Below are 25,668 nucleotides of genomic sequence, written 5' to 3'. Positions count from 1 at the left end.
AGAGATTTGCATGACGGAAAAGCTCCATATTTACCATACGAACGATTTGCACAGCCATTTTGAAAACTGGCCGAAAATCGTCGATTATATTCAAACACAAAGACAACAACATGAAGAGCAGGGGGAAGAAGTGCTTTTATTCGACCTCGGCGATCATGTCGACAGATTCCATCCGATATCTGAGGCCACCTTCGGAAAAGCAAATGTGGAGCTGTTGAACCGTCTGCAGTATGATGCTGCAACGATCGGGAATAATGAAGGAATTACACTGCCGCACCAGGAGCTGGATACACTTTATGATAACGCTCAGTTTCCTGTCATTGTTTCCAATTTGTTTGACGGAGAAGGGAAGAGGCCCGGCTGGGCAGCGCCGTATTTGCTCAAAAAGGTGAAGAGCGGTGCAACTCTTGCCATTCTCGGTGTGACAGTCCCGTATTATCCGATCTATCGACAGCTTGGCTGGACGGTTACAGACGCATTTGAAAGCATCAGCGAGATGCTCAGTGAAATCAAAGGAAAAGCCGATACTGTCATCCTTCTTTCACACCTTGGTATTTTGGATGATCAGCGCGTCGCGGAGGCTTTTCCCGAAATCGACCTGATCCTCGGCTCCCACACCCATCACCTGCTTGAAGAAGGGATGATGAAAGACAGCGTTATGCTGGCCTGCGCCGAAAAATACGGGAACTATGTCGGTCATATTGAACTGACGTATAACGGAACGCTTGAGAACATCACAGCAACCGTGATGAAGACGGCAGAATGGAACGTAGAATCAGAGGAGACGATTCGTTTTCTGAAGGAAAAAGAGAAAGAAGCCGGACAGCTCCTTGAAGAAGAAATTGCGACATTGGACAACACCCTTGAAACCGCCTGGTTCCGCAGAAGCGCCCTTCCGCAAATGCTGGCAGACGCCTTAAAGGAATGGTGTGAGGCAGAGATCGGAATGGTCAACTCAGGCATTGTGCTGGAATCTCTTTCACAAGGTCCGGTGACGAAAGCCGATGTTCACCGCATCTGTCCGCATCCGATTAATCCGGTCAAATTGAAGCTGACGGGACGTGAGCTGAAAGAGGTCATCCTCCATGCATCATCAGAACAAACCGAAAAGCTGCGCATTAAAGGGCTCGGTTTTCGCGGGGAAGTGATGGGGAAAATGCTGTATGCCGGCCTTGACCCGGAAAAGCTCTCCGTCAACGGAGCGGACATTGAAGATGATGCATTCTACACGATCGCCACGATTGACATGTTTACACTCGGAATGCTGTTTCCGGTTATTCGCGATGCGGAAGATATTGACTACTTTATGCCTGAATTCCTGCGCGATCTGCTCGCCTGGAAGCTTAAAAAAGCAAACCGGTCCTAAACAGATCTCTAAGATTCGGGGCAAACCGGAACATGTCTCTCACTTTATCATACATTAATGGTAAAGGAGGGATAGCGATGGTAAATTTAACTCCGATTATGATAGAAGATCAGCCGTTTACGGCTGTAACGGTCAAACTGCCGAAAACGAACTTTATGGCGGTAACCAATGACCATGGATATATTATGTGCGGAGCGCTTGATGTCGCCCTGCTGAATGATAAATTAAAAGACCGGAAAATTGTCGCCGCCAGAGCCGTCGGTGTGCGGACGATCGATCAGCTTCTCGAAGCCCCGCTCGAATCTGTAACCGATGCGGCCAGAGAGCTCGGCATCCATCCCGGAATGAGCGGAAAAGATGCCCTTTTAAAAATGGTGAAATAAAGTTGTCTGATTGAATCGTATATCCCCTCTTACAAGCATACACTTGTGATGTAAGGGGGGATTTTGCTTGCGAAGACTTCGCGGCCCTCTGTCAAAAAGAGGACCTTTGCCTTTTCGATATGTCATGCTGCTTTCGTTTGTATTTTTTATTTTTTCAACGGCCATCAGCCTGTTGATTATCAACTCATCCATCAAACCGACGCTTCTGAACATCGCTGAAATGGAAACGAACCGGATTGCGACCCACGTCATCCAGGAAGCTGTCGAGGATTATATGAACCAAGATGAAAATGTGCAAAACATGGTCGAAATGAAGACAAATGAAAACGGGAAAGTGACAACGATCAATTTCAATTCCCATGTTGTTCGCGATATGCAAACCAAGATTACGAAACGGCTGCATGAAAACTTGAAAGTAACGGAAACAGAAGAATTTAATTCTTCTGCGAAAACGCCGGAAGACAAGAGTGACGGCGTGATTTATCAAATTCCTCTCGGCCAGACAACGGGAAATTCCCTGCTTGGAAACCTCGGGCCGAAAATCCCGGTGCGCTTTAATGTTGTAGGAGATGTTTTTACAGATTTCAAGAAAAGCGTGGAGCCGTACGGAATTAATAATGCATTAATTAATATCGGGATTCTTGTCGAAGTCAAGGTCCGTGTCGTCATACCGTTTGCGACAAAAACGGCGGTTGTCAAAAATACGATCCCGGCAACGATTCAAGCCGTGCACGGAGAAGTACCCGACTTCTACAGCGGCAGCGGCAGCCAGACGTCGCCATCGATTCAAATCCCTTCAAAGGATGAAAAAACAGAGCAAAAAAAGGAACAAAATGAATAATGATTTCCAGGCGTTCTGCAAACATCAGGCAGAATGCTTTTTTTCATGGCCTAGAAACGGCATGCGTCTATTTTCTTAAAAAAATACTTTGACTTAGGCAAAAAGACTGTATATACTATTCAATAATAATAATTATTAGAAAATTCACTGTTTTCAGATGTTTCGAAAAGGTAAAGGAGGAAGCTTATGGATAATCGTCCGCAATGGGGAACAAGAGCGGGTTTTATTTTAGCAGCTGTCGGTTCTGCGATCGGTTTGGGGAATATTTGGAGGTTCCCAGCTGTAGCTTATGAAAACGGAGGAGGCGCGTTCTTTCTGCCATATTTGTTCGCACTCTTGACAGCAGGAATTCCTCTTCTCATCATGGAATTTACAATCGGTCATAAATACAGAGGCTCAGCCCCGCTGTCCTATGCCCGGATGGGGAAAGGGAAGGAGTGGATCGGCTGGTGGCAGGTCGCAATCTCTTTTGTCATCTCGACGTATTATGCCGTTATCGTGGCATGGGCCATTTCTTACACTGTCTTTTCTTTCAATTTAGGATGGGGTAAAAATACAGAAAATTTCCTGATGAATGAATATTTAAACAGAATTGATATTGGAGGAGGAGCCATAGGCCAATTCGGCGGCTTCGTGCCGGGCGTCCTGATTCCGCTCGCGATTGTCTGGATTGTTTCCTTAGGCATTTTATTTGCCGGAGTCAAAAAAGGAATCGAAATTGCGAACCGTATTTTCATTCCGCTGCTCGTGGTCTTATTTTTAATCATCGTCATTTATTCGATTACACTTGATGGAGCTGCCCAAGGGCTGAATGCGTTTTTCACGCCTGATTGGAGCCAGATTACAAATGGCAAAGTTTGGGTTGCGGCATACGGTCAAATTTTCTTCAGTCTGTCGATTGCGTTTGCCATCATGATTACGTATTCCAGCTATTTGCCGAAAAAATCCGATATTACAAACAATGCGTTCATCACCGGCTTCGGGAACTCGTCGTTCGAACTGCTGGCCGGGATTGGGGTATTCAGTGCGCTGGGCTTTATGGCAGCGCAGCAAGGTGTTCCAGTCAAAGAAGTCGTCTCTTCCGGAATCGGTTTGGCGTTCGTCGTCTTTCCGCAGATTATCAATGAGTTTCCAGCGTTTAATGCGCTTTTCGGATTTTTATTCTTTGGCTCGCTTGTTTTGGCTGGTCTGTCGTCTCTCATTTCTATCTCTGAAACATATGTTGCCGCGATTCAGGATAAATTCAACGTTCCGCGGCGGAAAGCCGTCCTGGTCGGCGGAGGGGCTGCTGCATTGTGTTCGCTCGTATTTGCGACGAAAGGCGGGCTGTTCTTTCTCGATGCGGCCGATTACTTTATCAACAATTTCGGAGTGGCTCTTGCCGGATTGATCGAAGTCGTTGCGATTGCATGGTTTGCGAAAGAGCTGAAAGCTCTGCAGGCTCACGCCAATTCGGTTTCCGACATTCAGCTCGGCGCCTGGTGGAGAATCTGCCTGAGCGTCGTCACGCCGATTGTTCTGGGGTATATGATGTTTGATAATATCAAGACGAATATCACAACAGCCTACGGTGATCTGCCGGTAGAATTCCTCCTCAAATGGGGATGGTGCGTCGCTGTTGGAGCGATCGCAGCCGGATTTATCCTTTCGCTTTCAAAATGGAAGAACGGGCTGAAATATACGCCATTTCAACATGACAAGGAGGTTTCCTCATGAACGGCGCATCTATAGCAATGATGGTGATCGGCATCGTCATCATTTGGGGAGGCTTGGCCGCAAGCATCATCAATGCGGTTGTGAAAAGCAAGAAAAGCCAAGCCGGTTAACCTCTGAAAAAAAGACATCCCTATTCTTTTGAAATAGGGATGTCTTTTATTTTTTCTTTCGAAGTTCCTTCCGTTCCCATGCCCTTAAATGAGGATAAGGGTCAAAAGACCACTCGGTTCTACCGTTGTCTTTATACATGCCGTAGTGAAGATGGGGCGGGAATTTTCCCGATGTTCCCGGCGGCCCGTATCCCGTCGCTCCGACCGAGCCGATCACCTGGCCGGGCTCGACGATTTCTCCTACTTTCAAGCCTTTTGTGAATCCGTTCAAATGGGCAAAATAATGGTACGTATTGTTGATGTCTCTGATTCCGATCCGCCATCCGCCGAAACGGTTCCAGCCTTTCATTTCAACAATGCCGTAGCATGTCGACCGGACGGGGAGGCCGTAATGGGCGAACAAATCCGTCCCTTCATGAATGCGCCTGCCTCCGAATCCGCGGGCATCTCCCCATGTGCTTCTATAGCTGTAATCTGATCTTACGGGAAGAGGAAAGGCGTGCTTGCCCAAATCAATATGGCCGTATTTTTGAAAAAGCCTGATAAATCCTGATATGATGCCGACCGTCTGATCCCTTTCATAAAACTCCCACAGGCCGATGCGGATATTTTCAATGTCCCTTCCGTATGTCAACAAGTATTGTCCAAACGTATAAAGGACGTCTTCATCCTGATCCGATTCCGCCAATCCGTCTCCGTTTCCGTCCATTCCAATTCCGTCAAAAACCTTGATGCTGAGCGGCGATGTATCTTTTGGGTTGGGGTTTTCAGGTCCGCTCCACACGCTTTGTGGAATATATATCCCGATGTGCCCTTTTTGCTTCGGCAAGTCCTTGCGGTTTTTGCGGATATTGATTTCGTATTGGTCGACAGCCGCGAAAACATACCAAGGAATATGGGTTGCAGCTTCGGTTTTATGATAAAGGGCCATTCTCTTTTGCAGATCGGGCTCTTTTTTCTCCTTTGCAAGAGCGCACGGCTGCAATATGAGCAAAAGGAGGATGAGAACGGATAATACAGCTTTCACGGTGTCCTTAGCTCCTTTCAGTTTGAATACGGTTAGTTTATGACATCTGCAGAAATCGATAATAAGAAAATGTTAGAAATTCCATCTTGTCTAATCAAGCTCTTGTTCACAAATCTGTACTATGTTAAAGTGACTTAAGATGAAGATTTAGATTTTTTATTTAAGCGGTTCCAAAGCAGGGGGACACATCCGGCGCTATGTCACAAATTTCGTATTGAACATGACTACAATCCACAATGGAGATGATGGAATTGGCAAAGAAAGACGAGCACCTAAGAAAGCCCGACTGGCTTAAAATCAAGCTGAACACAAATGAAAACTATACGGGCTTAAAAAAATTAATGCGGGAAAACAACCTCCATACGGTCTGCGAAGAGGCGAAATGTCCGAACATCCACGAATGCTGGGCCGTCAGACGTACCGCGACCTTTATGATTCTCGGATCTGTCTGTACGAGAGCCTGCCGCTTCTGTGCGGTGAAGACGGGGCTGCCGACAGAACTTGACTTGAATGAGCCGGAAAGAGTCGCAGATTCTGTGAGCATCATGAACCTGAAACACGCGGTCATTACAGCCGTTGCCCGTGACGATTTAAAAGACGGAGGAGCGGGGGTATTCGCTGAAACCGTACGCGCCGTCCGGAGAAAAAGTCCATTTACAACAATTGAAGTTCTCCCGTCTGACATGGGCGGAGACTATAATAATTTGAAAACGCTGATGGATACGCGTCCGGACATTTTAAACCATAATATTGAAACGGTCCGCCGCCTGACGCCGAGAGTCCGTGCGAGAGCTACATACGAAAGATCATTGGAATTTTTGCGCCGCGCCAAAGAGATGCAGCCGGACATCCCGACGAAATCCAGCATTATGATCGGCCTCGGCGAAACAAAAGATGAAATCATCGAAACAATGGACGACCTTCTTGCGAACAACGTCGACATCATGGCAATCGGCCAGTATCTGCAGCCGTCCAAAAAACATATTAAAGTACAGAAATATTACCATCCTGACGAGTTTGCCGAGCTGAAAGAAATCGCCATGGAAAAAGGCTTCAGCCACTGTGAAGCAGGGCCGCTCGTCCGCTCTTCATACCATGCCGATGAACAGGTGAATGAAGCGTCTAAAAAACGCCAGGCGCAGGCATAACATTGGATGAAAAAACGCCAGCCATTTGCGCTGGCGTTTTTCTTATTTTCAGGTCAGGATTCGGTCGCTTTTCCTTTTCCGTCAAGGCCGTTTTCATCTGTACCTGTCGTTGTTTTGCCTTGCGGCGATTTTTGCATTTCCTTAATCGTATCGGCCATCAGCTGATCGACGTTTCTTGAATTGGCTCCAAGCCGGCTGAAGTTGGCGACGGATTGCATCATGTTCGGGTCATCGGAAATATAGATGTGGTAATATCTCGGAATGACGGATGCCGCCGTCTTTTTGACTTGATCAGCCGTCTGTTCGCGCTGCCCGGAGTCCGTTTTGTACACGACAAGCGCTTCTTCGTCTGTCACAAGTGCTGACGCATCTTGAATATTGGGAAGCTGAACCGTTAAACTAGATATAATATGTGCCATTTCTTCCCGGTCGATTTGGGGCGCCTGCATTTCTTCCTTGTTTGCGACTGGTGTTGCCTGATGGCGCGCATATCCAAATCTGCCTTTTCGGTTGTCATTTCTGAACTTTTCATGATATTGAGGGTTCTTGTCCGCAACGTGAACGGTATTTCCGTCTTCGTCATATATATTGTGTTCGGTATCGTTTAAGGCCGTCTGGCATCCTGCTAAAGGCACCGTGAGCAGCCCGGCTAAAAGAATTTTTTTATTCATTTTGCTTTTCCTCCTCATTTATAGCTTTTCCAACGGGGAGGATTTATTCTTAGCAATTGATGGCGGCTCGGGTTTGAATTATCATATAAAAGAGGTGAAAAGAATGATTGTCGTTCAGAACGCTGCATTTGAAGTCGTCAAAGATGTGAAAAACGGTTTTAACGAAGAAGCGTTTAAAGCCAGATACTCCGACATTTTAAATAAATATGACTACATCGTCGGGGATTGGGGATACAGCCAGCTGAGACTGAAAGGCTTTTTTGACGATCAAAATCAAAAGGCCACATTTGATACGAAGATCAGCACGCTTGATGAATATATTTACGAGTACTGCAATTTCGGATGTGCCTACTTTGTTTTAAAACGTATGCGAAAATAAGCGATCATAAAAGGGGATGCTCTGATGATGTATTTTGTCGATCGACACAAAATCGAAAACACGCTGAACTTCCTGGAAGAGGAGCTTCGGCTCTATCAAACGCAGGAGGAATGGACTTCCGACGTCGAAAAAAAAGCGCTCGAACGAATCGGCCACACGCTGATCGAATGTATATTGGATATCGGGAACGATATGATTGACGGCTTTATTATGAGAGATCCTGGAAGCTATGACGACATTATGGATATACTGACCGATGAAAAGGTTGTCAGCCAAGCGGAAGGCGACAGTCTGAAACATTTGATCGCCTATCGGAAGACATTGGTTCAAGACTACCTGAATGTCAACCATGAAGAATTGGACGAGCTGCTCAGCAGGCATGCGGAAACGCTTGAGAAATTTCCGGCGCGAATCCGCGATTATTTAAACCATGAACTCGGTCCGGTATCCGCATTCAAACCGCACTAAACGAACTGGAGTGTACAACATGAAAACATACAAAGGATACTTAATTGATCTGGATGGAACAATGTACAAAGGGACGGAAAAAATCGAAGAAGCATGCGAATTCGTAAGGAAGCTGAAAGACCGGAACATCCCGTACCTGTTCGTCACGAACAACTCCTCGCGTACGCCGAAGCAGGTGGCGGACAAGCTTGTTTCATTCGATATTCCGGCCGAAGAGAGCCAGGTATTCACAACCAGCATGGCGACCGCCAATTTTATCGCCGAACAAAAACCAGATGCTTCAGTATATGTGATCGGTGAAGAAGGCATCCGTCAGGCCATTGAGGAAAAAGGACTGGCGTTCGGCGGAGAAGACGCCGACTTTGTCGTCGTCGGCATCGACCGCGGCATTACATATGAAAAGCTTGCCGTCGGGTGCCTTGCCATCCGCAACGGCGCCACATTCATCTCGACTAACGGCGATATCGCCATTCCTACAGAAAGAGGGCTCTTGCCAGGCAATGGTTCTCTTACGTCAGTATTAACCGTTTCCACGCGCACAGAACCTATTTTTATCGGCAAGCCGGAGCCGATCATCATGGAGCAGGCGATGAAGGTGCTCGGCACAGATATCAGTGAAACGCTGATGGTCGGAGACAATTATGATACGGATATTATGGCGGGAATGAATTCCGGGATAGATACGCTTCTCGTTCATACGGGTGTGACCAAAAAAGAACACCTTGAAGCCTATCAGGAAAAGCCGACATATGTCATTGATTCACTGACAGACTGGATGGATCGCATCTAAACGCAAAAAAACACTTGTCTTTTATAGACAAGTGTTTTTTAATGGCTTATTCCGCATCTTTTGCTCGATGCGCCAGTCTGCTGGATGCGGCTGCCGCAATCGCTCCGACGATATCATCCAAAAATGTGTGGCATTCGCCTGTTGATTTATCGTTTAAACGTGCAAGCACCCCCGGTTTGATTTTATCAATATATCCATAATTTGTATAACCAATTGATCCATACAAATTCACAATGGAGAAGGATAAGATTTCATCGACGCCGTACAGGCTTTCATCTGTCTCGATTAAGGTTTGGAGCGGTTCCATGAGCTTTTTTTGCTCACCCAGCATATCCAATTGAATCCCTGTGAGCACGGCGTTTTGAACTTCACGTTTTTTCATGACCCGGTTGACATTCTCTTCACATTCTTCTTTTGTCAAGTTTGGATGATATTTCTTCTGCAGTACGTAGACAAGATCGGCAATTTCCGAAATCTTGACGCCCCGTTTCTCAAGCCATTCTTTTGCTGCTGTTTCGATTTGATGCATGCTGTTGTTTTCCGGCATCATTTTCACCCAATCTTTTTTTACTTAGTGTATACAAACAACCTTAAAAATGTAACGATTTTAGAACTCTTTTTCCAGATCGATTCATAATCGAATTCCTTCATGATTACGATGTGTAGAAGGAGAAAAATTTTTCAGGAAGTGATGTCCGTGAAGGAACTGATCAAAGAAAAATTCGGCATCTACATTCGCGATCTTACATCGTACTTGTCTTATCAGGCTTTTCATACTCCGAGTTCGATGTTTTTGATCGTCCCTGTTTCCCACTTGAGTCAGGATGAGCTGGCGGAATTGTTTAGTATGAGTCAGTATTTGCAAGAACAGCGCGACCCATACGTTTCATCTTTTATATTGACAAAGGACGGGGAGATGACGTTTGCGGAGAATGGTGTCTCATATGTGCTTCTTCAAGCTGCTCCCCGCATGACAAACAGGTCTGTTTCATTTGGGGCGGAGCTGGCCGAATTTCATCATAAGGGAAGAGGATACCCTTACGAGGTAAAAGAAACCTCGCGGATCGGGCAGTGGAAAGACCTTTGGGGGAAACGGCTCGACCAGCTGGAACAATTCTGGATTCAAAAAACGCAGGCAAGACAGCTTCAGCCTTTTGAAAAACAATTTATCGAATCGTTTCCTTATTATCTCGGTTTAACCGAAAATGCGATTCAATATTTAGCCGATACCGAATTGGATGATCAGCCGCAGGCCGCTGACTCCGGAACGATTTGCCAGCAGCGGCTCACCTGCGAGGCTTTAAGGCGCGAGCCGCTAATTCAAATCCCGATGGAATGGGTGTTTGATCATGCAGCCAGGGATCTTGCGGAATACGCCAGAAGCTTGTTTCACGAAAGGAAAAGCCTCAATGAAATCGCATTGTTTCTTCAGCAATACGAACAAGCCGCACCGCTTTCTTCATTTTCTAAGCGGCTGATGTACAGCAGGCTGCTGTTTCCGCTCCACTATTTTGAGACGGTTGAAGGGTACTATATTTCTCCTGAATCAGAGCACCATTATTTTGAAAGCAGACTCGACCATTTATTGTCTCAGGCGCCGGCATATGAGCAATTCCTGAACGGCTTTCAAGAAATGGCGGGCATGAGATCTCCAGGATTGATGAGCATGCCGCCTGTCAATTGGCTGAAAAGGACACCATAGGCGCCGCGGTGTTCTTTTCTTCATATTAACATTTCCGGATTTTTTCGATATGCTTAGATAGGAAGCTACTCTTAGAAAGGAACGAGGCAGCATGGACAAACCGTTTGTATATGTGACGAGAAAATTACCTGAAGAACAGCTTTCTGCGTTAAAAGAAGAGGCCCATATTGAGATGTGGGAAAAGGAAGAAGAACCGTGCCCGCGCGCCATCCTGACGGAAAAAGCAAAAAAGGCGCACGGACTGTTGACGATGCTTTCCGACACTGTTGATGAGGAGCTTTTAAAAGGCGCGCCACATTTAAAAGTGGTGGCCAACTTGGCGGTAGGCTATGACAACATCGATGTGGAGGCTGCGAAAAAGCATCGCGTCATCTGCTGCAACACGCCCGGCGTGCTGACAGAGTCAACGGCAGATTTGACGTTTGCTCTGCTGATGGCGTCCGCCCGCAGAATCGTCGAAGCAAGCGACTGGATTAGACATGGCAAGTGGACGGGCTGGGGGCCGCTGCTTTTGGCCGGTGCGGATGTCCATCATAAAACGATCGGCATCGTCGGGATGGGGAGTATCGGACAAGCCGTCGCCCGGCGGGCGAAAGGCTTTGACATGAAAATTTTATATCATAACCGCACCCGCAATCCCGAGGCAGAAGCCGAACTGGGCGCATCCTATCTTTCCTTTGGCGAACTGCTTGAACAGGCGGATTTTGTTGTCTGCCTGACACCTCTGACTCATGAAACGAAGCATCTGTTTAACCGCAGCGCTTTTAAAAAGATGAAGTGCTCTGCTATTTTTATCAACGTCTCAAGAGGACAGGTTGTCAATGAAGACGATTTATATGAAGCGCTGGTCGAAAAAGATATTGCCGGCGCAGGACTCGACGTCTTTGCGGAAGAACCTGTGCAAAAGGATCACCCGCTCGCCAGTCTGCCGCAAGTGACTGCACTGCCTCACATCGGCAGCGCCACTGTCGAAACGAGAGAAGCTATGATGAGGCTTTGTGCGGAAAATATTGCGCTTGTCCTGGGAGGGAAGCCGGCAAAGACCGAGATTTGACGTTTCTTCCGGCCGGCCTGAGCGGGTCGGGAGATTTTCTTACAAAAATATTTCTGAATATATAGAATCTTATTGTATCAATAACTAAAGCGTTTTCATGATTTGTTTTTCAACAAATGTCATCTTGTCAAAAAAAGAATCCCCCATTATAATGTTTGTAACTTAAATGTCTGCGTTGTGTTTACAAATGTCCTTTCGGAGAGGACGGACAAGAGAGAGAAAGGTGGAATTTCATTGAAGGCGATACGAGTGGGGCTGCTAGGATTAGGAACAGTCGGGAGCGGTGTGGTTAAGATTATTCAGGATCACCAGGATAAGCTGACACACCAAGTCGGATGCCCTGTTACGATTCAAAAAGTTCTTGTTAAAGATAAAGATAAGAAGAGGGATGTCGAGCTTTCCAAAGACGTTCTGACGACAGAAGCTTATGATGTCATTCAAGATCCAGAAGTGGATGTCATCATCGAGGTCATCGGGGGGATCGAGGAGACGAGACGCTATTTGCTTGACGCGCTTCAGGCGAAAAAACACGTCGTGACAGCGAATAAAGATTTGATCGCCCTCTATGGATCGGAACTGACGGCTGCCGCGAAAGAAAACGGCTGCGACCTTTATTTTGAAGCGAGCGTCGCCGGCGGGATTCCGATTTTGCGAAGCTTGGAAGACGGGCTGGCTTCAGACCGGATTACGAAGATGATGGGCATCGTCAATGGAACGACCAACTTCATTTTAACGAAGATGAACAAAGAAAACGCGCCTTATGCAGAGGTGCTGAAAGAAGCGCAGGAGCTCGGCTTCGCCGAAGCGGACCCGACATCTGATGTTGAAGGTCTTGATGCGGCGAGAAAGATGGCGATTTTGGCCAGGCTCGGTTTCTCAATGAATGTCGATCTTGACGATGTCAAAGTGAAAGGCATTTCCCAGGTATCTGATGAAGACATTAATTTCAGCAAACGGCTCGGCTATACGATGAAGCTGATCGGCATCGCCCAGCGCGACGGACAAAAAGTCGAAGTGAGCGTCCAGCCGACATTGCTGCCGGAGCATCATCCGCTGTCTTCTGTCCATAATGAATTCAATGCGGTTTACGTATACGGCGAAGCCGTCGGGGAAACGATGTTTTACGGTCCTGGCGCAGGAAGCATGCCGACTGCGACCGCCGTCGTATCAGACTTGGTCTCCGTCATGAAAAACATGCGTCTCGGCGTGAACGGCAGCAGCTTTGTCGATCCGCAGTTTGAAAAGAAGATAAAGGCGCCGTCTGAAATCTTTGCCCAGCAGTTTTTAAGAATTCATGTCAAAGACCAGGTCGGTTCGTTTTCAAAAATCACTTCGATATTTTCAGAAAGAGGCGTCAGCTTTGAAAAAATCCTGCAACTCCCGATTAAAGGCCATGATGACCTGGCTGAGATCGTCATTGTGACACATCATACGTCAGAAGAGGATTTTACGGACATCTTGCAAAAGCTGAACGATCTTGAGGTTGTTCATCAGGTGAAAAGCACTTATCGAGTAGAAGGGAACGGTTGGAGCTAATGTGGAAAGGACTCATCCATCAATATAAGGAATATTTGCCAGTAACGGATAAAACACCGGAATTGACGCTGAACGAAGGAAATACCCCGCTCATTTATCTGCAAAACCTTTCGAAAAAGCTCGGAATTGAGCTTTATGTCAAAACGGAGGGTGTCAACCCTACAGGCTCCTTTAAAGACCGCGGGATGGTCATGGCGGTCGCCAAGGCGAAAGAAGAAGGCAATGACACGATCATGTGCGCTTCAACCGGCAATACGTCGGCTGCGGCTGCGGCTTATGCGGCCCGCGCCAACATGAAGTGCATCGTCATTATTCCAGACGGCAAAATCGCCTTCGGAAAATTGGCCCAAGCCGTCATGTACGGCGCCGAAATCATTGCGATCGACGGAAACTTCGACGATGCCTTGAAAATGGTGCGCAGCATTTGCGAGAAAGAGCCGATTGCGCTCGTCAACTCTGTGAATCCTTACCGGATTGAAGGACAGAAAACCGCTTCCTTTGAAATTTGTGAACAGCTGGGCGAATCGCCTGACATCCTTGCGATTCCTGTCGGGAATGCCGGAAATATTACGGCTTACTGGAAAGGCTTTAAAGAGTATCATGAGAAAAACGGCACAGGCTTGCCGGTTATGAGGGGGTTTCAGGCGGAAGGAGCGGCCCCGATTGTCAAAAACAAAGTAATTGAAAAGCCGGAAACCGTAGCGACAGCGATCAGAATCGGAAATCCGGCAAGCTGGGATAAAGCGGTCAATGCTGCAAAAGAATCGAACGGAAAAATCGATGAAGTGTCAGACGAGGAGATTCTGCACGCTTATCAGCTTCTGGCAAGAGAAGAAGGCGTATTTGCAGAACCTGGATCGTGCGCATCCATTGCCGGCGTGCTGAAACAGCTGCAAACGAAAGAGATTCAGCCGGGTGCGAAAGTTGTTGCCGTCTTAACCGGAAACGGCCTGAAAGATCCGAACACAGCCGTTGATGTGTCGCAGATCAAACCTGTCACACTGCCGACAAATGAAGAAGCCATTCTCGAACACTTAAAAGGAGCCGCTCGTGTATGACTGAGGCTGACATGCTGTTTTCCGTTACGGTTCCCGGAAGCACGGCCAATCTGGGCCCGGGCTTCGATTCAGTCGGCATGGCGCTATCCCGCTATTTAAGACTGTCTGTTTTTCCTTATGATGAGTGGCGTTTTGAAGCTGAAACAGAAGTCGTAGCGGAAATACCTGAAGGAACGGACAATTTAATTTATCAGGTGGCCAAACGGACCGCCGCACACTTCGGAAAAGAACTTCCGCCAAGCCTTGTCAAAGTGTGGAGCGATATTCCACTGGCGCGCGGTCTCGGCAGCAGCGCAGCCGCAATTGCCGCTGCGATTGAGCTGGCGAACGAACTTGCCGATTTGAGGCTCTCAGACCGCGAGAAACTCCATTTTGCGAGCCTTGAAGAAGGCCACCCTGACAATGCCGGAGCATCGCTTTTCGGCGGGCTTGTCATCGGACTTCATGAAGAAGATGAAACAGAGATGGTTTCTATGAAAGACATCGATTTGGATGTCGTCGTCGTCATTCCTTTCTATGAAGTGCTGACAAAAGATGCGCGGGATGTTCTTCCCGAAAGCCTTTCTTATCCGAAAGCAGTGAAAGCAAGCGCGGTCAGCAATATGCTCGTCGCCGGACTGATGGCAAAAGATTGGAAGCTTGTCGGCCGCATGATGCAAAAAGACCTTTTTCATCAGCCTTACCGAAGGGCGCTCGTCCCTGAGCTTTCGAAAGTGGAGCATGAAGCAGGCCAAAACGGCGCGTTCGGGACGGCTTTAAGCGGAGCGGGCCCGACGATCCTTTCCTTTATTGAAAAAGGAAAAGGAGAGGCGCTGAGAGAGCAGCTTGCTTCCAAGTTTCCTCACTGTGAGGTCGACTGCCTTCATGTCCCGGATACAGGCATTATCGTTGAAAGAAAATCAGTAAACAGTGTTTAACGAAAAAAGAGCTTTTTCGGCTCTTTTTTTGTTTGCCTTCAAAACAAGGATTTTTATTTAGGAAGTCGAAGTAGTATGACAAACGTACATGAGGAGGAGAAACGAACATGAAGCAGCTGATAACCGAAAAAGACCTCATCAAGCTTGTATCCATTACCGATCCCCAGTACTCGCCTGACGGTGCAAAAATCGCCTACGTCCAAACAAAAGTAAACGAAAAACAGGACTCATATGATTCGCATATCATGATTTACGACCGCAAAAAACAAGCGTCAGTGCAATGGACGTTTGAAAAAGGAAGAAACCAGCATCCGCGCTGGTCGCCCGACGGCAAATACCTTGCATTTACGTCCAATCGCGAGGAAACCACACAAATTTACGTGATAAGCGCCGCCGGGGGAGAAGCGAGGAAAGTGACCGATATTCCCTATGATGTATCACAGCCTGAATGGTCGCCTGACGGCAAGTCATTGCTTTGTTCAGTGAGGCTGACGAAAGAGGAAAGCATCGACGATGAGAAGAAAACGGAGGTTGAAGATCACGAACCGCTGGAAGTCGATTCTTTATCATATAAAGCAGACGGCCAAGGGTTTAAAAGGGGAAAATATACGCAGCTTTTCCTCGTACAAGTGGAAACCGGGGAAATGAAACAGCTGACCGATCTTGAACGCGACCATTTCAGCCACGCATTTTCACCGTGCGGAGGCAGGATTGCATTTTGCGCAAATCAGACGGATATGCGTGTGAACGATGTCTACTTGATGAACCTTTCGACAGGTGATGTGAAGCGCCTCACAGGCCAAAATGGCATTTTTTCTTCACTATCGTTTTCTCCCGACGGCAAACACCTTGCATTTATCGGAAACGAAAAGGAATTTCAAAACGCCACGCTTGATAAAGCATGGCTGTATGATATCGAAACAGGAAAACTAACGTGTCTGTCGGAAATGCTTGACATCCATCTCAGCGATGCGGTGGCAGGAGACAGCCTTGTCGGAGGCGTTCTTCCGAAACCGGCCTGGACCAAAGACGGAAACGGCTTTTATGTCATCGGATCTGACCAAGGTTCGACAGGCATTTACTACATATCAATCGAAGGTCTTGCTTATCCGGTCCGGTTGGAAAAAGAGCATCTGAACGGATTCAGCCTCCATCCGGATGAAAAAGGCTTTGCGGCATCCATCGCCCTGCCCGTCCGGCCGAGCGAACTTTACGATCTCCCATTGGGTGAAGAAAAAGCGGAGCGATTAACAGATGCCAACCAAGCGTTTACAGAAGAACATATCATATCGGAACCGGAGGAACTTCAATTTCAGACAGCGGACGGTCTGACAGTTCACGGGTGGCTGATAAAGCCCGCCCAATATGAGAAAGGAAACACGTATCCGCTTATTCTGGAAGTGCACGGCGGTCCTCACGCCATGTATGCGAATGCTTATTTTCACGAATTTCAAGTGCTGGCCGCAAAGGGAAGCGCCGTCGTATATGTCAATCCGCGGGGAAGCCACGGCTACGGACAGGATTTTGTCAACCGGGTGAGAGGCGACTACGGCGGGGGAGATTTTGAGGATGTAATGGCTGCAGTTGACCACGTGCTTGAACAATATGATTTCATCGATCAAGAAAGGCTCGGAATCACAGGAGGAAGCTACGGCGGCTTTATGACAAACTGGGCTGTCGGCCACACGAAGCGCTTTAAGGCCGCGGTGACGCAAAGGTCCATTTCCAACTGGATCAGTTTTTACGGGGTAAGCGACATCGGCTATTTTTTCACAGACTGGCAGATCGGTGCGGATCTTTTTGAAAATCCGGGCAAACTCTGGGAGCATTCGCCGCTCAAATATGCGGACAAGGTAGAGACCCCTCTTCTCATCCTGCATGGCGAACGGGACGACAGGTGTCCGATTGAACAGGCGGAACAGCTGTTTACGGCGCTGAAAAAAATGGGGAAAGAAGTAAAACTCGTCAGATTCCCGAATGCGACACACGATTTATCAAGAAGCGGGCATCCGAAGCAGCGGATCAGGCGGCTTGAGTATATTGCAGGCTGGTTTGAAGCGTATTTATAAAAAAGAAAAGGCTGCCGTTACGGCAGCCTTCTCAAATTAAAATACTTGCTCTACTTCAATGACGCCCGGAACTTCTTCTAAAAGGGCGCGTTCAATTCCAGCTTTAAGAGTGATGGTGGAACTTGGGCAGCTTCCGCATGCGCCGAGCAGGCGAAGCTTAACGATGCCGTCTTCAACATCGACGAGTTCACAGTCACCGCCGTCACGGAGTAAAAATGGACGAAGTTTGTCCAGCACTTCCTGTACTTGTTCTTTCATTTCGACCTCTGTCGTCATTCGTATCGCTCCTTTCAAATCATACAACCATTATATTCAGTCGAACAATAAAAAGCTATTGTTTGGTTTCAATCGTTTTCCCACATATTATATCATATTTGCCGGCAAAGACAAAAAACGATTTTCATTTCAATATGGAGCAGAGGGACAAAATAGAATAAAATAAAAATAAAGAGAAAGGAGCTGCTGCAGATGAAAAAACAAGCCGAACTTTTTGTTTACGGTGCCGACGTTCTTTGTCCAAGCTGTGTGAACCTTCCGTCATCAAAAGAAACGTATGAGTGGCTCGAAGCCGCCCTGAAAAGAAAATATCCAGACCAGCCTTTCTCAATCACGTACATTGATATCCATCAGCCGCCGGAAAATGACCCTAAAAAACAGGAAATCACCGAAAAAATCCTGAACGACGAATATTTTTATCCGCTTGTCATGGTCGGTGATCAAGTGGTCGGCGAAGGAAATCCGAAGCTGAAAGACGTGTATAAAGAAATGGAAAAGCAAGGATATAAGCCTGCATGATAAACAGCAAGGGACACACATGTCCCTTGCTGTTTTATTTTTTATGATTGTACTTTTCTTAAACCGGACAGACTAACTATCAGCCGGATCATCAATTAGGAGGGATAGCAAGCATGTCCAGCATTGAAGGACAAATCATGTCAGGCGATTTTGATGACGAAATGAATGTTTTTTCATTAAAGAAAATCAAGCAGTTTCAAACGCAGACCAGTCTGAAAGAAAGCCAGCTCAGGGCTTTGCAGCAATATTTAAGGCAGCATGAGCACGACGAGAGTGGACAGATCATCACCCTTTACGACCAAATGCTTGTGCCTTTATCGCAAGATGATATAAAAGCGCTGCTGCATGACTTAACAAAAGTCCAGTCACTATATCATTAAGAAGAGACTTTTTCCCCTTTTATACTCTTTTTCCGGCCCTGATGTCATCCGTCATTCCAGGATAAGGCGCTTTTGAAATCAGATCCTCATTATCGATTCCGGCATTTTCAATGAATGTGATATCGGCGAATTCCGGTACGACATATTTTGGATACGTTTCATATTTTTCGCGCGATTCCTCCATTAAGTCGATGTGGTCATTTTGATAGCAGACTGTGATATCAGGGCGTTCATGAACCCATTTAGGGAAGAAGATGATGCCGTGCATCCGCTTTTCATTCGGCATGAAGTTCAAGGAAACGTCAGTCCCTGTCGGTTCTGTCCATGAGACTTTATAGACGCCTTCAGTCAGCTTGACGATATCGGCTTTTTGATCGCGAACCCAGCGTCCCCCAACCATTCCGCTGTGAATGCGGTAATCGATGGTATGGTCATTTTTAATGTAGATTTCATATTCCCATCCGTTTTCATACGTATAGATCATATGGCTTCCTACAAACTCTTTGACATCTTGATTCATATGAACCGCTCCTTATTTGTTTATTGTAAATAGAAACATGTTGATGTTTACATATATAATTATAAAATGTCTTCAAAAACGATGTCAAACGAAAATACTTCCTGAGAGATTTGCATAAATACAGAAGATTGTTACGATTAATGTCAGAATTTTGAGTTATCTTAGGAAATTATGCCAATATTTAGAAAAATGATTGTCAAAAAATAAGCGATTCTGTAAAATGAAAAACAACCCATAAAAAGGAAATGAGATGGGAAGAAAGGAAGGATAAACGATTGAAGACAAAAATTGCGTATGAGGAAGTCGCGGGAATGCTTAATCAATGGTATGTCATGATCAAACGTCACGAAGTTGCACAAGCGGTCTCGATTAAATACGACATTGAGCACCGGTTGCCGAATATGGAAGAAAATCAAGATCTGCTTCTTTATTTTAATCTGTTAGACTATCGGCACAAGCTGTTGACAGAGGAGTTTGCCGCTTCCAACAAACTGTTCGAGGATATTCAGGAGCAAAAAGCAGATATGCAAAGCACAGATGACATGATCGAATACTATTATTTCTTTTTCGCAGGCATGTACGAGTTTCATAAGAAGGATTATACAAATGCAATCAATTATTATAAATTAGCCGAGGAAAAGCTCAGGACAATCCCCGATCAAATCGAAATCGCCGAATTCCATTACAAACTGGCTATCGCCTACTACCAAATCAAACAAAATTTCCTCTCCTTAAACCATGCGAAAACAGCTCTAAAAACCTTCAAAGCACATGATGATTACATTCAAAAAGCGATCAGCAACGATATGCTGATCGGAGCAAATAAACTCGATTTATTTCGTTTTGATGAAGCCGAACAGCATTACAAGCAAGCCCTTAAAGACGCGGCACTGATCAAGCATCATGTTCTTCTCGGCATGGCTCACCACAACTTAGGATTGAGCTATGTCAATCGCAATCTCCTCACCTTGGCCGAACATCATTTCAAAGAAGCGCTGCTTATCAAAGAGCATGAAGAATCGGTTTACGGCATTCACTCCATGTTTGAATTGACACATGTGCTGTACAAATCAAATGTTGTCAAAGAAGCCCGCAAATTGTATGAAAAAGGATTTTTCCGTGCGGAAAAAGCAGGAGAAAGGGAATATTTGTCGAAATTTAAACTTATTCATGCTCTGTATGATGAACAAAACCCACTTACGGTTGAACATGCTTTAGAATATCTTAAAACGATCAATCTCTGGACGGATGTAGCGGAATTAACATTTGATATCGCACTTTACTATAAAGAAAATGGAGATGCAGACAAAGCTGCCGAATATTTTGAAGAATCTCATCATGCAAGAGACCAAATTCTTAAAAGAACGGAGGAGTTAAAGTGAAAAAGATGATCGCCGTTGCGTTGACTGCCGTCTTTGCCAGCCTTGTCGTTTTAAGTTTTTCGTCTCAGCCAAAGGGAGATGCCGAGTTTGCCGGTCGCGCCATTTTTCTTGACGATAAGCCGGCCCAGCTGATGGCGGGCAGAGCGATTTTTCTCGACAGCTTTGACGGAAAATCGCCAGCCGCCTGACAAAACACCGCATAACCCTGCTTGTCACCGGACAAGCTCTCAAAAAGCGCCGCTAGCGGCGCTTTTTTTGAACATAAGCTGCAAAATACTCTCGGCGTCCCTGCAAATCGCTTGTGGAATACAATAGTGAAACAAATGACAGGAATGGTGCTCACCGGGGAAGGGTGGGCTTTTTTGGTTGAACTCTTTTGAAAAATCTGCTTGATTTATGGTGCTTGTCATTCTATAAATCCTTATAATAGTCTTAACGCCAATGTGAGGCATGCTTCTCGATAAGATGCAGAGGAAAATTTTTATTTAGGAGGGAGCAACATGGAAGTTTTTAAAGAATATTTAGCCGGAATTGATCATCCAGAACATCGGGCCCGGATGGAAGAAGTGTTGGGGTGGGTAGCGGAGACATTTCCAAATTTAACGCCGAAAATCGCCTGGAATCAGCCTATGTTTACCGATCACGGCACATTTATTATCGGCTTTAGCGTAGCGAAAAATCACCTGGCTGTTGCTCCTGAAAGTGCCGGAATTGATCGGTTTTCTGAAGAAATCGTGCAGGCCGGCTATGATCATACGAAGCAGCTTGTTCGTTTCCGGTGGGATCGTCCGGTTGATTTTTCATTAATTCAGAAAATGATCGAGTTTAATATTGAGGATAAGGCAGACTGTTCAACTTTTTGGCGGAAATAAAAAGCCGAAAATAAGGGGCATTCTCTCCTAAAGGAGCGACGATGGCGAATGCGGTCAGACGGTTCCAGCTGATGCACGGGCTGTCTGCCGACGGCATTTTACGGTCCAAAAACTAAGCAAAAATTGAGACGCTATTAAAATAACAACGAAGGCCCTCTATGAAGAGGGCCTTTCTATTTTTTAAGACATACCAATTAAACCAGGCGAAATGCTTTCAATTCTCGCCCATTCAAACAAACATTCAATTTCCATTTGATTACTGCATTTAATCTTCAATGATCCTTCTTCTTCATCCTCATTTATTTCAAATTGATTAATAATATTACTCGTGCCTAACCCTTTTATGGTTAAATTCCGCACAGCTATAAAGGAGATTTCTATATAAACTACATCCCACTTGTTCCAACGTTTAGGTTTATTCACAACATCCTTTTTTGTCATGAGTCTAACAAATAAACAAGGGCCGTCTCTTCTGAGTTCCACATCCATTAATTCAGAATCGATAAAATTAGGCATATCACCAAATATATTGGCAATGGCTTGAGGATTCATAAATTTTAATTGACTAATCATATTTTAAGTCTCCTTATTTTTATTTTTGGTTTTTTTTATCAAAATAATAATGGTCTTCTTCATTTAGAGGTCATCAGATTTCTCATTGGACAGCTGATTTTGACTACAAATACTTTGTCAAACATTAAATAAAAATTCAAAAAAATTACTTTTTAGCAGGAATTTATTGGTTTTTTGCCTAAGAAGTATAATGCAACAAAAAACCAAAAAGGATGTGTTTTAAAATGAAGTTGAAAAGAATGATTACTGGTTCTGCTCTGTCTTTAGCGATGCTCCTTTCTGCCGCCCCTGCTTTTGCTCAATCACCGTCTGAGTCTGCTTCTGCTGAGCACGCTGTATCATCAAAAGATTTTAGTATTCAAGAAATTAAGCTTGTACAAAGTCCAAACGGGGTTTTTGCTGCTGAATTCACCCAAGATGGAAAAAGGTGGATTTTTAAGCATAGATATTATGATGACAGCAGAGGTATTTGGATCGGCGTTTATGAAAGGGCGAACTAAGAAGAAAAAAGAGAGCTTATGCTTCTATTTTGGCTTGCAGAGAAAAAATTCTCTGCAAGTTTTTTGAATTCAAGACTCATTTTGCTGATCGAAGGAATACTTTCTCAATGAGAAATAACCCAAATAGGAACTCATGAATTGTTACTCTATTTTCGGTCTAGGGAAAGCGCATCCCGCAAAACTGTTAATATAAAAAAGCAGGCATAATACCTGCTTTTCTGAGAGTAAAAAACCTAACAACTGCCTAACGAAAAAAACGTTACTTTTCGAAATGAGGCAGTTTTTTTAAAACTTAATATGTAAAAAACCTTAATATATCAGGGTTTCACGAACATCCGCGAAACCCTGCGAAACCCTGCGAAACCCTACCCGTTATGATGCTTATACATCCAAAGCAAGCCGGATTTCAGCAAGCGAGGCACTCTGCCGATCAACGGCCGTTCGGCAACTAAACCGAACCCGGCTTTTTTGCCGAGTGAACCGAGGACGCCTTTCAGCTTGAATTTTGGCATCGTTTCAGGAAGAGGTTCGCCTTTCCAGCGCAGTTCAAGCACTTGGACGATTTGTTCCGCCTGGGCTTCGGCCAGCTGTGCGCTCGGCGCGTGAGGCAGGCTTGCACAGTCACCGACAACATAAACGTGTTCGTCTCCCGGCAGGTTATGGTGCGGCGTCAGGACGACGCGCCCTTGCGGATCTTTTTCCACATCGAGATCCCGAACGACTTGATTCGGCTGTATCCCCGCTGTCCAGACGATGGCATCGGCTTGAATCGGGTCGTCATGATTGTAGACGATGCCTTCTTCCACCTTTGTAATATTGGCGCAGTTGATAATCTTGACGCCGTGCTCTTCAAACCAGCTTTGAACATATTTGCTCAAACGCTTCGGGAAGCTCGACAAAATTAATTCTCCCCGGTCAAAAAGGATGATGTTCAAATCCTTTCGGCTTTCCCTCAGCTCGCTCGCAAGCTCAACGCCGCTCAGTCCTGCCCCGACGATCGCAACGGTGGCTTCCGCATTTAAGTTGTTAAGCGCCTGGTACGTGCTGCGTGATTGATCAATTGTCTGAATGCTGTAGGTATGTTCAGGCGCCCCGGGAACGTTGTGATATTTGTCTTCACAGCCGAGTCCGATGACGGCGTCATCATAAGATATCGGCTCCCTGTCATGAAACAAAACCTTTTTCCCTTCCAAATCAACAGACGAAATCGTCCCGTATTCAATCTTTAACTTCGGGTGATCCGGGAAGGACACTCTGATATGATGATCTGAAATCGTCCCCGCAGCCAGTGCGTAGTACTCCGTTTTCAAACAATGGTAAGGGTTTCTGTCGATTAAAGTGATCATCACATCATCTGGCAGCTGATTAGGCAACAAACGATGAATGATGCGCATATTTCCGTACCCGCCGCCGAGCAAGACTAAATTTCTCATTGGTAATTCCCCTTTTCCCCTCAGATTAAGAAACTCACCTTTTAAACTGCAAAAATAAAATACTATGTAAATACCCTCTAGAATTATATCTAATTTGATGTAGAATCACAATATTTCTCGGGAAAATAACCTACCTATCTGCCTTGAATCGATAATTAGTAAAACCCTTTAAAGCATTAATATGTTACAAAAGCTTTATTCCCCAGCCTTAAACTTTGACTATTGAAACGTAAATAGGGTACGATAAAAAAGCGATGTGAGGTGAAAAAAAGTGTTTCCAATCGTTGAGTTTTGCGTCAGCAATCTTGCCCAAGGTTCTCAGGAAGCAAAAGAAATATTGGAAAAAGATCCGAATCTGGACGTCGTCGAATACGGCTGCCTGAGTTACTGCGGACAATGTATGCAGACCATGTATGCTCTTGTAAACGGAGAAATGGTGACAGCGAATAATCCGGCTGAATTGGTCGAAAATATATACAAGTTCATTGATGAAAATGAACTTATTTAAAAACGGGGTCATCTTGGTGATCTCGTTTTTTCATGCAAAGCCTTTGTTTGAAAGGGTTTACATAAAAAGAGAAAAAATTCGTAAAAATTTTTGTGGACAGGCCAATCATTAATTGTTATCTTAATAAAAGTTTAAAAAATAATAAGAGGTGTGGTCATGAACATTTTATGGGGACTTCTTGGTATTCTGGCGATTTTCGCGATTGCTTTTCTACTTTCTGAGCACAAGAGCAAAATTAACATAAGAACGATTTTAATCGGTTTGGCGATCCAGCTCCTGTTCGGATTCATCGTTCTCAAATGGGAAACGGGGCGGGAATTGTTTCTTTCGTTTACGAAAGCCGTTCAGCATCTCGTCAATTATGCGAATGAAGGGATCAGCTTTCTCTTCGGGCCTCTCTTGCAAGTAGGCGACAGTGCTGCCTTTGCTTTAAGCGTTCTTCCTGTTATCATCTTCTTTTCATCGCTGATTGCGGTTCTTTACCACTTAGGCATCATGCAAATCATCATCCGTTTTATCGGAGGCGGATTGGCAAAACTGCTCGGAACAAGCAAAACGGAATCCCTTTCTGCAGCTGCCAATATCTTTGTCGGACAAACTGAGGCGCCGCTTGTGATTAAGCCGTTTATCGCAAACTTAACAAAGTCGGAGCTGTTTGCTGTTATGACAGGCGGACTCGCATCAGTGGCCGGTTCTGTTTTGTTCGGTTACGCCCTTCTCGGGGTTCCTCTCGAATATTTGCTGGCAGCGAGCTTTATGGCCGCACCTGCGGGCTTGATTATGGCAAAAATGCTCATTCCCGAAACGGAAAAACCGAAAATTGAAGAAAAAGATATTCAAATGGCTGAAGACGAAGACGCAGCAAATGTTATCGATGCCGCGGCAAAAGGGGCATCAACGGGTCTCTCTCTTGCTTTGAATGTCGGCGCGATGTTGCTTGCATTCGTTGCTTTGATTGCTGTCTTAAACGGAATTCTTGGAGGAATCGGCGGATGGTTCGGCTTTAAAGACCTTTCGCTCGAATTCATTCTCGGCTATGTATTTGCACCGCTCGCCTTTGTCATCGGCGTGCCATGGGATGAGGCGGTCCAGGCCGGAAGCTTTATCGGGCAAAAGCTCGTGTTGAATGAATTTGTCGCTTATTCCAATTTTGCTCCGATGTTTGATCAGCTTTCCGTCAAAACCGCTTCGATTATCAGCTTTGCGCTGTGCGGTTTCGCAAACTTGTCTTCTGTGGCGATTTTACTCGGAGGATTGGGAGGAATGGCGCCGAGCCGCCGTTCCGATATCGCCCGTCTCGGCTTGAAAGCCGTTGCTGCCGGAACACTGGCCAACCTTACAAGCGCGGCGATCGCCGGTATGTTTATCGGATAACATGATAAAAGCTCCCTGCAAATGAACGCAGGGAGCTTTTATGTATGAAAAACGGGGGATAGCCATATTGTATCCATCCTTTTCAGCTTTTATACT

General features: G+C 45.7%; 29 protein-coding genes and 2 pseudogenes. 24 read left to right on the top strand and 7 right to left on the bottom strand.

Annotated elements, in window-relative coordinates:
• The first annotated feature begins 10 nt into the window (after positions 1-10).
• The 5 genes from MKX80_RS17910 to MKX80_RS17890 all read left to right on the top strand — a co-directional run bounded on the left by MKX80_RS17910 (position 11) and on the right by MKX80_RS17890 (position 4,416).
• Positions 11-1,366, top strand: a complete 1,356-nt coding sequence (locus tag MKX80_RS17910) for a bifunctional UDP-sugar hydrolase/5'-nucleotidase (protein ID WP_268342519.1) — start codon at positions 11-13, stop codon at positions 1,364-1,366.
• 77 nt (positions 1,367-1,443) lie between these two features.
• Positions 1,444-1,749 carry a DUF1805 domain-containing protein gene (locus MKX80_RS17905; protein ID WP_154999137.1) on the top strand — a complete coding sequence of 102 codons (306 nt, stop codon included), beginning with the start codon at positions 1,444-1,446 and terminating at the stop codon, positions 1,747-1,749.
• A gap of 67 nt (positions 1,750-1,816) precedes the next feature.
• Positions 1,817-2,590 carry a sporulation protein YunB gene (gene yunB, locus MKX80_RS17900; protein ID WP_154999138.1) on the top strand — a complete coding sequence of 258 codons (774 nt, stop codon included), beginning with the start codon at positions 1,817-1,819 and terminating at the stop codon, positions 2,588-2,590.
• Positions 2,591-2,776: 186 nt separating this feature from the next.
• Positions 2,777-4,306 carry a sodium-dependent transporter gene (locus tag MKX80_RS17895; protein WP_154999139.1) on the top strand — a complete coding sequence of 510 codons (1,530 nt, stop codon included), beginning with the start codon at positions 2,777-2,779 and terminating at the stop codon, positions 4,304-4,306.
• Positions 4,303-4,416 (top strand): methionine/alanine import family NSS transporter small subunit, encoded by a 114-nt coding sequence (locus MKX80_RS17890; protein WP_003184985.1) that lies wholly within the window; start codon positions 4,303-4,305, stop codon positions 4,414-4,416. Before MKX80_RS17895 ends, MKX80_RS17890 begins: the two co-directional genes overlap by 4 nt.
• A 46-nt stretch (positions 4,417-4,462) precedes the next feature.
• Here the strand turns inward: MKX80_RS17890 and MKX80_RS17885 are convergent, their stop codons facing one another.
• The gene (locus tag MKX80_RS17885) at positions 4,463-5,443 is read right to left on the bottom strand and encodes a M23 family metallopeptidase (protein ID WP_154999140.1); all 981 of its coding nucleotides are present in this window, start codon (positions 5,441-5,443) and stop codon (positions 4,463-4,465) included.
• A gap of 236 nt (positions 5,444-5,679) precedes the next feature.
• Here MKX80_RS17885 and lipA point away from each other — a divergent pair, with 236 nt between their 5' ends.
• Positions 5,680-6,591, top strand: coding sequence for a lipoyl synthase (lipA, locus tag MKX80_RS17880; RefSeq protein ID WP_268315892.1), 912 nt, complete (start codon positions 5,680-5,682; stop codon positions 6,589-6,591).
• A 53-nt stretch (positions 6,592-6,644) separates the two neighbouring features.
• On the opposite strand, the gene MKX80_RS17875 is transcribed toward lipA, so the two are convergent.
• A complete protein-coding gene (locus MKX80_RS17875) occupies positions 6,645-7,262 on the bottom strand; it encodes a YhcN/YlaJ family sporulation lipoprotein (RefSeq protein WP_154999141.1) in 618 nt (205 codons plus the stop codon).
• A 103-nt stretch (positions 7,263-7,365) separates the two neighbouring features.
• Between MKX80_RS17875 and MKX80_RS17870 the strand changes: the two genes are divergently transcribed.
• From MKX80_RS17870 to MKX80_RS17860, 3 genes are read left to right on the top strand one after another with little or no spacing between them, the layout of a single operon-like run.
• Positions 7,366-7,641, top strand: a complete 276-nt coding sequence (locus MKX80_RS17870; RefSeq protein WP_026588639.1) for a YutD family protein — start codon at positions 7,366-7,368, stop codon at positions 7,639-7,641.
• A gap of 27 nt (positions 7,642-7,668) precedes the next feature.
• The gene (locus tag MKX80_RS17865) at positions 7,669-8,109 is read left to right on the top strand and encodes a DUF86 domain-containing protein (protein WP_035339277.1); all 441 of its coding nucleotides are present in this window, start codon (positions 7,669-7,671) and stop codon (positions 8,107-8,109) included.
• Between the two features lie 19 nt (positions 8,110-8,128).
• On the top strand, positions 8,129-8,899 hold the full coding sequence (locus tag MKX80_RS17860) for a TIGR01457 family HAD-type hydrolase (RefSeq protein WP_268323778.1): 771 nt from the start codon (positions 8,129-8,131) through the stop codon (positions 8,897-8,899).
• A 46-nt stretch (positions 8,900-8,945) separates the two neighbouring features.
• On the opposite strand, the gene MKX80_RS17855 is transcribed toward MKX80_RS17860, so the two are convergent.
• A complete protein-coding gene (locus tag MKX80_RS17855; RefSeq protein ID WP_154999211.1) occupies positions 8,946-9,446 on the bottom strand; it encodes a phosphatidylglycerophosphatase A in 501 nt (166 codons plus the stop codon).
• A gap of 144 nt (positions 9,447-9,590) precedes the next feature.
• Between MKX80_RS17855 and yutH the strand changes: the two genes are divergently transcribed.
• The 6 genes from yutH (at position 9,591) to MKX80_RS17825 (ending at position 17,235) form a co-directional block, all read left to right on the top strand.
• Positions 9,591-10,601, top strand: a complete 1,011-nt coding sequence (gene yutH, locus MKX80_RS17850; RefSeq protein ID WP_182070121.1) for a spore coat putative kinase YutH — start codon at positions 9,591-9,593, stop codon at positions 10,599-10,601.
• Between the two features lie 91 nt (positions 10,602-10,692).
• Positions 10,693-11,655 carry a D-glycerate dehydrogenase gene (locus tag MKX80_RS17845; RefSeq protein ID WP_182070122.1) on the top strand — a complete coding sequence of 321 codons (963 nt, stop codon included), beginning with the start codon at positions 10,693-10,695 and terminating at the stop codon, positions 11,653-11,655.
• Positions 11,656-11,889: 234 nt separating this feature from the next.
• On the top strand, positions 11,890-13,191 hold the full coding sequence (locus MKX80_RS17840; protein ID WP_268310703.1) for a homoserine dehydrogenase: 1,302 nt from the start codon (positions 11,890-11,892) through the stop codon (positions 13,189-13,191).
• Entirely contained in the window at positions 13,191-14,249 is a 1,059-nt protein-coding gene (gene thrC / locus MKX80_RS17835) for a threonine synthase (RefSeq protein ID WP_268342880.1), read from the top strand. The genes MKX80_RS17840 and thrC overlap by 1 nt, the downstream gene beginning before the upstream one ends.
• Entirely contained in the window at positions 14,246-15,166 is a 921-nt protein-coding gene (gene thrB / locus MKX80_RS17830) for a homoserine kinase (RefSeq protein ID WP_154999146.1), read from the top strand. The genes thrC and thrB overlap by 4 nt, the downstream gene beginning before the upstream one ends.
• A 107-nt stretch (positions 15,167-15,273) precedes the next feature.
• Positions 15,274-17,235, top strand: a complete 1,962-nt coding sequence (locus MKX80_RS17825) for a S9 family peptidase (protein ID WP_268342879.1) — start codon at positions 15,274-15,276, stop codon at positions 17,233-17,235.
• Between the two features lie 36 nt (positions 17,236-17,271).
• On the opposite strand, the pseudogene MKX80_RS17820 reads toward MKX80_RS17825, so the two are convergent.
• A pseudogene (locus MKX80_RS17820) lies at positions 17,272-17,570 on the bottom strand (NifU family protein).
• A 133-nt stretch (positions 17,571-17,703) separates the two neighbouring features.
• On the opposite strand from MKX80_RS17820, the gene MKX80_RS17815 reads away from it, so the two are divergent.
• Together MKX80_RS17815 and MKX80_RS17810 are read left to right on the top strand one after the other, a co-directional pair.
• The gene (locus MKX80_RS17815) at positions 17,704-18,030 is read left to right on the top strand and encodes a YuzD family protein (protein WP_154999148.1); all 327 of its coding nucleotides are present in this window, start codon (positions 17,704-17,706) and stop codon (positions 18,028-18,030) included.
• Positions 18,031-18,143: 113 nt separating this feature from the next.
• Complete coding sequence (locus tag MKX80_RS17810; protein ID WP_154999149.1) at positions 18,144-18,410, top strand: hypothetical protein; 267 nt, start codon at positions 18,144-18,146, stop codon at positions 18,408-18,410.
• Positions 18,411-18,429: 19 nt separating this feature from the next.
• Here the strand turns inward: MKX80_RS17810 and MKX80_RS17805 are convergent, their stop codons facing one another.
• Positions 18,430-18,930: a phenolic acid decarboxylase gene (locus tag MKX80_RS17805; RefSeq protein WP_009329528.1), complete on the bottom strand. Its 501-nt coding sequence runs from the start codon at positions 18,928-18,930 to the stop codon at positions 18,430-18,432.
• Between the two features lie 275 nt (positions 18,931-19,205).
• Here MKX80_RS17805 and MKX80_RS17800 point away from each other — a divergent pair, with 275 nt between their 5' ends.
• The 4 genes and pseudogenes from MKX80_RS17800 to MKX80_RS17785 all read left to right on the top strand — a co-directional run.
• Complete coding sequence (locus tag MKX80_RS17800) at positions 19,206-20,312, top strand: Rap family tetratricopeptide repeat protein (RefSeq protein ID WP_176276382.1); 1,107 nt, start codon at positions 19,206-19,208, stop codon at positions 20,310-20,312.
• 5 nt (positions 20,313-20,317) lie between these two features.
• Complete coding sequence (locus tag MKX80_RS17795) at positions 20,318-20,500, top strand: hypothetical protein (protein ID WP_234113263.1); 183 nt, start codon at positions 20,318-20,320, stop codon at positions 20,498-20,500.
• Positions 20,501-20,812: 312 nt separating this feature from the next.
• Positions 20,813-21,184 carry an iron chaperone gene (locus tag MKX80_RS17790; RefSeq protein ID WP_154999152.1) on the top strand — a complete coding sequence of 124 codons (372 nt, stop codon included), beginning with the start codon at positions 20,813-20,815 and terminating at the stop codon, positions 21,182-21,184.
• Positions 21,185-21,228: 44 nt separating this feature from the next.
• Positions 21,229-21,300 (top strand): annotated as a pseudogene (locus MKX80_RS17785) (peptidoglycan-binding protein); the annotation flags it as partial.
• Between the two features lie 64 nt (positions 21,301-21,364).
• On the opposite strand, the gene MKX80_RS17780 reads toward MKX80_RS17785, so the two are convergent.
• Positions 21,365-21,757, bottom strand: coding sequence for an immunity 50 family protein (locus MKX80_RS17780; RefSeq protein ID WP_154999153.1), 393 nt, complete (start codon positions 21,755-21,757; stop codon positions 21,365-21,367).
• A gap of 224 nt (positions 21,758-21,981) precedes the next feature.
• Here MKX80_RS17780 and MKX80_RS17775 point away from each other — a divergent pair, with 224 nt between their 5' ends.
• Positions 21,982-22,257, top strand: a complete 276-nt coding sequence (locus MKX80_RS17775) for an LCI fold-containing protein (protein WP_154999154.1) — start codon at positions 21,982-21,984, stop codon at positions 22,255-22,257.
• A gap of 365 nt (positions 22,258-22,622) precedes the next feature.
• On the opposite strand, the gene MKX80_RS17770 is transcribed toward MKX80_RS17775, so the two are convergent.
• On the bottom strand, positions 22,623-23,690 hold the full coding sequence (locus MKX80_RS17770) for an NAD(P)/FAD-dependent oxidoreductase (RefSeq protein WP_154999155.1): 1,068 nt from the start codon (positions 23,688-23,690) through the stop codon (positions 22,623-22,625).
• A 271-nt stretch (positions 23,691-23,961) separates the two neighbouring features.
• Here MKX80_RS17770 and MKX80_RS17765 point away from each other — a divergent pair, with 271 nt between their 5' ends.
• Positions 23,962-24,198 (top strand): YuzB family protein, encoded by a 237-nt coding sequence (locus MKX80_RS17765; RefSeq protein ID WP_003184941.1) that lies wholly within the window; start codon positions 23,962-23,964, stop codon positions 24,196-24,198.
• Positions 24,199-24,354: 156 nt separating this feature from the next.
• Positions 24,355-25,572 (top strand): NupC/NupG family nucleoside CNT transporter, encoded by a 1,218-nt coding sequence (locus MKX80_RS17760; protein WP_154999156.1) that lies wholly within the window; start codon positions 24,355-24,357, stop codon positions 25,570-25,572.
• Positions 25,573-25,668: the final 96 nt, after the last annotated feature.

It is taken from the genome of Bacillus sp. FSL K6-0972, assembly GCF_037976035.1.
GTDB lineage: Bacteria > Bacillota > Bacilli > Bacillales > Bacillaceae > Bacillus > Bacillus haynesii.
Note: the sequence above shows the minus strand (reverse complement) of the source record. Positions and strands in the feature narration are given on the sequence as shown.